This is a genomic window from Thermoanaerobaculia bacterium (genome assembly GCA_035717485.1).
Taxonomy (GTDB): Bacteria; Acidobacteriota; Thermoanaerobaculia; order UBA5066; family DATFVB01; genus DATFVB01.
In genome coordinates this window covers 1-7,192 of sequence record DASTIQ010000309.1, presented here as the reverse complement: position 1 = coordinate 7,192, position 7,192 = coordinate 1, and the positions used below count along the sequence as shown (strand labels likewise).

The following is a 7,192-nucleotide window of genomic DNA, read 5'->3' as shown; positions in this document are numbered from 1 at the left end:
AGCGGCGCTTCCGGCGCGACTCGGGCTTTCTCCGCTGGGCGGCGTACGCCGAGTGGAAGCGGATGGCGCGATACGAGCGCGAGATCTCGAGAACCTGGGAGCACGTCACCGTCGTCTCGCCGGTCGATCGCGGCGCGATCGGCGATTTTCCGAGGCTCACGGTCGATCCCAACGGCGTCGACCTCGGCGAGTTCCCCTTCCGGCCTGACGGCCGCGCTCCGGCGACGATCGCGTTCACGGGGAACCTCGGATATTTCCCCAACGTCGACGCCATCACGTGGTTCGGGAGGGAGATCCTCCCCGCCGTCCGCCGTGAGATTCCCGAGGCCGTGTTCGCCGTCTCGGGAGCGCGTCCGGCCCGAGCGATCCGCTCGCTCGCCGCGGCCGGAGCTCTCCGGCTCGAGGGGGACGTCGACCGGATCGAGGAAACGCTCGGGGGCGCGAGCGTGGCGGTCGCTCCGATGCGCGCGGGTTCCGGGCAGCTTCTCAAGATCCTCGAGGCGATGGCCTCCGGAGTGCCGGTCGTCGCCACTCCGCTCGCGGCCTCGGCGTTCGATTTCGTGGCGGGACGCGAGCTTCTGGTCGCCGAGGACGCCGGCGCTTTCGCGTCCGCGGTCGCTCGCCTGCTTCGGGACCCGGGGGAGGCGCAGGCGATGGCGAAGCGCGCGCGGAAAACCGTCGAGGAGCGTTACGGCTGGGAGCGGTCCGTCGGGGAACTCGAGCGGATCTATGCCTCCGTCGTCTCGCGCCCGGCCGGCTCGGAAGGCGGCGGGAGGAGCCCGAGCGAACGGTAGAGCGCGAGGTGGGCCGCGGCGGCATCGGCGGGTTCCGCCGGTCGCGGCGCGGGAAGAGCGCGGCCGGCCGCGAGGAGTCCGGCGAGCGCCTCGGCGATTCCCCGGGCTCCCCGTTCCGGAGCGACGAGCCATCCGCCGCGCCCGCGGAGCCGCTCCGGGATCGCGCCGTGATCGAACGCGAGCACCGGAACGCCCGCGGCGAGACATTCGTCGACGGTCAATCCGTAGGATTCCGGCGTGATGGAGAGCGCGAGCGCGAGGTCGACGCGTTCGCGCGCGAGCACGGCGGGGAGCGCGCCGGAGCGGTAGTAGCCGCGGATCCGGATTCCTCCCTGCCGACGCAGGGACGCGAGCTCCCCGCCGTCGCCTTTCCCGAACGCGCTCCACCGGACCCCGGGGAATCGGGGCGCGATCTCCCGCACGACGTCGGCGAATTCGCGCGCGCCCTTCTGGACCGTCACGGCGCCCACGAACGCGACGTGGCGGACCGGCCGCGCGGCGGCTCGCTCCGGATCCGGGAGCGCGCGAGGAGGATCGGGAGGAATGACGTGGAGCCGTGCCGGGTCGAGGCCGGGAACGCGCGCGGCAAGCGCGTCGCGGAGGAACCGCGACGGGAAGACGGTCGCGGCGGCCGCCCGCAGGAGGGCGCGTCCCGCGAGGCGATGCTCGCGTGCGAACGCGGCGTCCGGCGGATCCTCGCGGCCGAGGCAGGCGGCGCAGCGGCGGTCGTCGTCGCAGTATCCGCAAAATCTCAACCGGGGACGCTCCAGCAGATCCGTGCGGGCGCAGATCGGCGAGAAGTCGTGGACGGAGAGAACGAGAAGCGCGGACTGCGCCAGCCGGGCGAGGCTCTCGAGAGGCAGTCCCGCCGGATTCTCGACGTGGAGAGCGCGCGCGCCGGTGCGCCGGAGCGCTTCCGAGACCGCATCCTCGAATCCCGCGTCGCGAAGAGGGAGGAGCGCGGCGCGCGCGGCCGGAAATCGCCGATGCATGCGATTTCCGGCCTGCTCGATCTCGAGGCGGAGAGCGTCCCCGTCGGGGTAGAGAAGCGCGACCGTTCGCGAGCGCCCCTCGCGGGCCAGGCGGTGGAGGAGCTGGGTCTGGACGCCTCCGAGCCGCGGGGCCGGCGGCGTCCCGAGGAGATTCACCATCGAAATCGCCGGGAGCGGATTCGGCGCCGGCGGGAATTCTCGCCGCCGCCGCCATTCGCTCGCCCGGTCGGCCGCGCGATCGGCGAGGGCCCGCGGCCCTTCGTTTCGAACGATCGACGCCGCGATCCGGATCGTCCGTCCGAAGCGGAAGGTCATCGGCGGAGAATCCCGGCATAGATCGTCTCGATCTCTTCGGCGTGCTCGTCCATCCCCTTGACCCGGGGAATCGCGGACTGCCAGCGCCGCAGGAGATCGGTGTCGGCGACGAGCCGCTCGACCCAGCCGGCCAGTTCGGACGCGTTCCCGGCGGCGAAGAGAGCGCCCGCGGGCTCCCGCCCATCGGGAAAGAGCTCTTCGAGCGCGCCTCGGCGGCTGGCGATAACCGGCACGCCGCGGCGGAGCGCCTCCCGCGCCGCGAGGCCGTAGCTTTCCAGTCCCACCGAGGGAACGACGAGGACGTCGAACGCCGAGATCACGCTCTCCTTTCGCTCGCCGGGAAACGGGCCGCGAAACTCGACCGCCGGGCTCGCCCTCTCGCGGAGCGCTCGGGCGTACCCGGGCGAGGCGGCCTCCGATCCCCGGATCTCCAGCCGCGCGTCTTCCGGCGCGATGGCGCGAAACGCTTCGACCGCGACATGAACCCCCTTGTGGGGGAGGATCGACCCGAGGACTCCGAAACGCAGCGGCTTCGCCGGCGGCTGCCGCGGCGAACCGTCCTCGCCGACGGAGACCCCGTAGCTCACGACGTGCGCCGGCGCGCGTCCGCCGAGTCCCATCGCGCGAAAGGTCCTCTCGATGAAGCGGGAACCCATCACGAGCGCGGCGGTCCCGGAAAGCGCGCGGCGCGCCGCGGCCCGGCGGATCGCGTGCAGGAGGGGGTTCCAGAGCGCGGCGGGAGGGATTCGCGTCAGGGGGAGACATCGCGCGCACTTGCGCGGCCCCGGCCCGTCGCAGAGCCGCCCTTCCGCGTGCCAGAGATTCGCCCGGGCGCAGGTCATCCACCAGTCCTGCGCCTGGAAGATCCACGGAATCCGGCGGCGGCGGATTTCCCGGAGGAGCCCGATCCCGTGCCCCGAGAGGTGGTGGACGTGGACGAGGTCGGGAGAGGTTTCGTCGAGGAAGGCGCCGAACTCCTTTTCCATGGCGCGGTTCCGGATCGCGTTCCGCGCCAGAGGATTGCGCTGCCGGAAATCGTTGGCGACGAGCCGGACGCGAACGCCGCCGTCGAGGAGCTCCGTCGCCTTGCCCGCGGGACCCGGAACCCGGACGAAGGCCGCCGTCGGACGGCTCGCCGCCTGCCGGAGGGCGAGCGCCCTCGCGTATTCCTCGGTCCCCGCCGGGTTGTAGGGAGGCCAGCCGTGGACGACGTGGAGAACGGAAGGAGCCCGCGGTCCGGCGGCTCCACGGCGGGGAAGGAGGCCGTCGAGAACCCGCGCGCGCGCCTCCGCGAGAGGATCGTCCTTCATGAATTTCGCGATCGTCGGGAGGTACTCGGGGTGGCGGGCGCGCAGGAGCCGCATCGCCCGCCGGCGCCGGCGCGCCGTCGCGGACCCGAAGCTCGCGCCCCCCTCGTGGAAGACGAACGTCGCGTCGTCGAGAACGTGTCGGCCCCCGGCTTTCAGGGCGCGGAAGCAGAAGTCGTTCTCTTCGCCGTAACCGGGGGAGAAGGCTTCGTCGAAGAGCCCGAGCCGGTCGAGCCATCGCCGCTTGACGTACAGGCAGAACCCGACGCCGGTCGGAATCCTCGGATACCGGCGTTCGGAGCGTTCCTCGACGCGGCTCGCGAACCGGTCGACGTCCCACCCGGCGGGAATCGCATTGGCCCGGAACGGGAAAGGGAGGGAACAGAGCGCCGCGTCGTTCGAAAACGGCGTCGCGGTCGCGATCTCGGCGGCGGAGGCGGCCGCGGCGGCGAGCTTCTCGAGCCATCCTGCGGTGACGATCGTGTCGCTGTTCAGGAGCACGAGATCGCCGCGCGGGACCCGGGCCGCTTCGTTGACGCTCGCGACGTAGCCGAGCGTCCGCTCGTGCCGGATGACCGAAACCGCCGCCCCGGATCCCTCGATCTCCCGCGCGGTTTCCTCCGCCTCGCCCTGGTCCGGACCGTCCAGCACGATCGTGAGCGCGTGGCGGCGGAGATCCGTGTGGCGGGCGAGGCTCGCCGCGCAGCGAGCGAACGCGTCGGCCGCGCCGTGCACCGGAACCACGATTCCGACCGACGGCGGGAGTTCGTCCGGCGCGCGCGAGACGGACGACGAATAATCGAGCGGCACGCGCCGGAGGCTCATCGCGCCCGATTCCGCGGAGTAGACTCGGCGCGGTGCGGGTTCTGTACGTCGCGACGAAGCCGCCGTGGCCTCCGGTCGACGGCGGCCGTCTCGTCCTGAAGAACACGGTGGAGGCGCTGGCCGCCGCGGGAGACGACGTGACGGTCGTTTGCCCCGGCGCGAGCGCCCCTCCCGCGCCGCCGGACGTCCGCGTCATCACGGTTCCGGGGTCGCCGTGGGCGGAGGAGACCGCGTTCGCGCTCGCGCACGGTCTCCCGGTGGCGATCGCCCGCCACGCGTCGCGGCGTCTCGCGGAGGAGGTCGGACGGCGGATCGCCGGCGGGCGCCCCGACGTCGTCTTCGCGGAGCAGCTCCAGGCGCTCCCGGGGTGCGGTGCGGCTTTCCGGGCCGGCGTTCCCGTGGTCCTGCGCGCCCAGAACGTCGAGAGCGATCTGTGGAAGGCGCGCTCCGCGATCGCCGGGCCGGGCCGCTCGGTCCTTTTCCGGATCGAGGCGAGGCGGCTCGCGCGATGGGAAGGGGACGCGATCGCCCGATGCGCGGCGGTAGTCGCGCTGACGGAGCGCGACGCCGACCGCCTCCGGACGTTGTCCCGCGGAGCGGGAAGCGTTTTCGCGGTTCCCGCACCCTTTCCGGCGGAGCTTCCCGCGGCCGACGCGCCTCTGCCGGGGAGCCCGGCGCTGGTCCTCCTCGCGGGCGGCCGATGGTGGGCGAACGCGGACGGAGCGCGGTGGTTCCTGAGGGAGATCTGGCCCGCCCTCCGCGAACGCCTCCCGGCGGCCCGGCTCCACCTCTTCGGGGGGGAGAGCGCGGCGCTGCCGGACGTGGTGCCCCATCCGGCCCCGGCGGACAGCCGCGAGGCGTTCGCGCCGGGGAGCGTGTTCATCGTCGCGCTTCGCGCGGCTTCCGGCGTGCGGATGAAGATCCTGGAGGCGTGGGCCCGGGGAGTCCCGGTCGTCGCGACCCGGGCGGCGGCCGCCGGTCTCGGCCGGACCGACGCCCTCCTGCTCGCCGACGACGCGGCGGGATTCGTGGCGGCGGTCGAGTCTCTCGCCGCCCGCCCTGCGGAAGCGCGCCGTCTCGCGGAGCTCGGCCGGCGCGAGCTCGTGCGCTCGCACGATCCGGCCGCGGTCGCCGCGCGGCTCCGCGAGATCGCGGCCGCCGCCGGCGCCGCTCACGCCCGCGGCTCCTCGACGGCCGACCGGCGCTCCTCCGCGTAGCTCTCGAGGACCGCGGACGACTCCCCGTCCGCGACGATCCGTCCGGCTTCGATGCGCAGACAGCGGCGGCAGCTGCCGCGAATGAGCTCCGGCTGGTGCGAAACGAGCAGGAGCGTCGTTCCCGCGCGCCGGAATTCGTCCAGACGCGTCCGGCAGCGAGCGAGGAAGGCGGCGTCGCCGACGGCGAGGGCTTCGTCGACGATGAGGATGTCGGGCACCCAGGCGGTCACGACGGCGAAACCGAGCCGCGCGAGCATCCCCGCCGAGAAGCTCCGCACCGGCGAGCGCACGAAGTCGCCGAGCCCGCTGAAGTCGACGATCGCCGCGGAGGCCGCGTCGATCTCGCGATGGGAGCGGCCGAGGAACAGGGCGAAGAGCCGGATGTTTTCGAGGCCGGTCAGCTCCGGGTCGAACCCCGTTCCGAGCTCGAGGATCGGCGCGATGCGACCCCGCGTCCGCACCCTGCCGCGGGTGGGCGTGAGAACTCCGGAAATCACGCGCAGGAGGGTGCTCTTGCCGGCGCCGTTCCTCCCGACGATCCCGACGCTCTCTCCCGGGTCGATCGAGAGGTCGACCTCCCGCAGCGCCCAGAGCTTCTCGTAGACGAGCTGCCCCCGGATCCAGTGGAGGGCGTATTCCTTGAGCGAGCGCGGTCTCTGCTTCGCGAGCCGATAACGGAGCGAGACTCCGTCGAGCCGGACCGCGGGGGCCGCGCTCACAGGTAGAACGGGATCCGGTCGCTCATGCGCCGGAACGCCGCCCAGCCGGCGACGAGGACGAGGAGGGACACGGCCGCCGCGGCGCCGATCACCGCGGGCGGCGGGACCGTGCCGGCGTAGATCGGCGTCCGGAAGGCGTCCAGGACGAGCCGCACGGGGTTCCAGCGCAGGATCCAGCGGAACCGCGCCGGCACGATCGCGACGGGGTAGAAGATCGGGGTGAGATAGAGCAGAACGGTCAGGAGGACGCCGACGATCTCCACGACGTCCGTGAAGAAGATCGCGAGCGGCGAAAGCAGCAGGCCGAGCCCGAGGGTGAACGCGGCCGCGATCGCCATCGCCGCGGGAACGAAGAGGATCGGGAAGCGGATCGGATGCCGCGTCGCGAGGAGGATCCCGAGGAGCGGGACGAGCGCGAGCGAGAGGTTGACCAGACCCGACACGACGGTCGCGATCGGAAAGACCTCGCGCGGGAGGGGCATCTTCTGGAGGATCGACGCGTTTCCGCGCAGCGTGTGCATCGAGCTCACGATCGTCTGCTGGAAGAAGTTCCAGAGGAGAACTCCCGAGAGCGCGTACACGGAGTAGTCGGGAAGGTCGAAGCGGAACGCCGCGCCGAAGATCGTCCGGAACACGAGCATCATGAGGAGAGGCTGCAGCATCGACCAGAGGAGGCCGATGCTCGACCGGCGGTACCGCACCTTCAGATCCCTCTGGGCGAGGTACCAGACGAGCGACCGGAAACGGAAGAGCCGCCTCAGCGCGCCCACCCGCGCACCGCGGCGAGCGCCTCGCGATAGCCGTCGGTCTCCTCGCGAAAGGCGGCGCGGCGCGACGTCGCGATCCAGGGAGCGATGAGCGATCGCGCCGCGAGGCGGAGGCGTCCGCCGAGCGCGAACGCGCGCGCCGCCGCGCGCGCTCCCCGCGGGCCGCGGGCGAGCGCGCTCCAGCGCACGAGGTCCGCCCAGAGGAGCGGGATCGCCCGGCGCCCGATCGTCGCCCCGCCGCGATGCCGCACGCGCG

At 72.8% G+C, this 7,192-nt stretch carries 7 protein-coding genes; 2 read left to right on the top strand and 5 right to left on the bottom strand.

Features of this window, described 5'->3' with window-relative positions:
- Positions 1 to 794 (top strand): glycosyltransferase (locus VFS34_16180; protein ID HET9795991.1); only part of this gene is annotated, 794 nt, incomplete at its 5' end.
- Here VFS34_16180 and VFS34_16175 read toward each other — a convergent pair.
- Together VFS34_16175 and VFS34_16170 are read right to left on the bottom strand one after the other, a co-directional pair.
- Positions 728 to 2,101: a glycosyltransferase gene (locus VFS34_16175; protein HET9795990.1), complete on the bottom strand. Its 1,374-nt coding sequence runs from the start codon at positions 2,099 to 2,101 to the stop codon at positions 728 to 730. The genes VFS34_16180 and VFS34_16175 overlap by 67 nt on opposite strands.
- Positions 2,098 to 4,233, bottom strand: a complete 2,136-nt coding sequence (locus tag VFS34_16170) for a glycosyltransferase (protein ID HET9795989.1) — start codon at positions 4,231 to 4,233, stop codon at positions 2,098 to 2,100. Before VFS34_16170 ends, VFS34_16175 begins: the two co-directional genes overlap by 4 nt.
- Before the next feature lie 32 nt (positions 4,234 to 4,265).
- Between VFS34_16170 and VFS34_16165 the strand changes: the two genes are divergently transcribed.
- A complete protein-coding gene (locus VFS34_16165; protein ID HET9795988.1) occupies positions 4,266 to 5,450 on the top strand; it encodes a glycosyltransferase family 4 protein in 1,185 nt (394 codons plus the stop codon).
- Here the strand turns inward: VFS34_16165 and VFS34_16160 are convergent.
- The 3 genes from VFS34_16160 to VFS34_16150 all read right to left on the bottom strand — a co-directional run.
- Positions 5,405 to 6,169, bottom strand: coding sequence for an ABC transporter ATP-binding protein (locus VFS34_16160; GenBank protein HET9795987.1), 765 nt, complete (start codon positions 6,167 to 6,169; stop codon positions 5,405 to 5,407). The two genes, VFS34_16165 and VFS34_16160, sit on opposite strands and share 46 nt — an antisense overlap.
- On the bottom strand, positions 6,166 to 6,939 hold the full coding sequence (locus VFS34_16155; protein HET9795986.1) for an ABC transporter permease: 774 nt from the start codon (positions 6,937 to 6,939) through the stop codon (positions 6,166 to 6,168). Before VFS34_16155 ends, VFS34_16160 begins: the two co-directional genes overlap by 4 nt.
- Positions 6,927 to 7,192: hypothetical protein (locus VFS34_16150; GenBank protein HET9795985.1), on the bottom strand; the 266-nt coding region annotated here is incomplete at its 5' end. The genes VFS34_16155 and VFS34_16150, both read right to left, overlap by 13 nt.

What these genes read in the sequence shown, in the direction of transcription:
- VFS34_16170 (HET9795989.1), bottom strand. Translation starts at nt 4,233, where the DNA reads ATGAGCCTCCGGCGCGTGCCGCTCGATTATTCGTCGTCCGTCTCGCGC.
- VFS34_16175 (HET9795990.1), bottom strand. Translation starts at nt 2,101, where the DNA reads ATGACCTTCCGCTTCGGACGGACGATCCGGATCGCGGCGTCGATCGTT.